The organism is Flavihumibacter cheonanensis, from assembly GCF_022352215.1.
GTDB lineage: Bacteria > Bacteroidota > Bacteroidia > Chitinophagales > Chitinophagaceae > Flavihumibacter > Flavihumibacter cheonanensis.
The window spans coordinates 1-285 of sequence record NZ_JAKRWF010000144.1; the positions used below are offsets into that span (position 1 = coordinate 1).

Annotated in this window: 1 protein-coding gene; it reads left to right on the forward strand. The window is 67.0% G+C overall.

Annotated elements, in window-relative coordinates; all coding sequences use genetic code 11:
* A partial coding sequence (locus tag MD536_RS21455; protein WP_239603827.1) for an alpha/beta hydrolase occupies positions 1-285 on the forward strand: 285 nt, incomplete at both ends.

Genomic DNA, 285 nt, shown 5'->3' on the forward strand with positions numbered 1-285 from the left:
ATGCAGATGATCGCGCAGCAGATGTCCGAAGCCCTCGCGCTCGGCATGCACAACGCGGTCATGTGCTCCGAGGATGCGCCGTTCTACGACGACATGGCCATCGACTACGAGGCGCTCGAGGCGAGCTACATCGGCGTGATGCAGCTCGACGCCATCGCGGCGATGTGCTCGTTGTGGCCGGCGGGCCCCGTCGACGACGGCTTCCACGCGCCGCTGGCAACCGATATCCCGGTACTGCTGCTGTCGGGCGAGGCCGACCCAATCACGCCGCCCAGGTACGCGGAG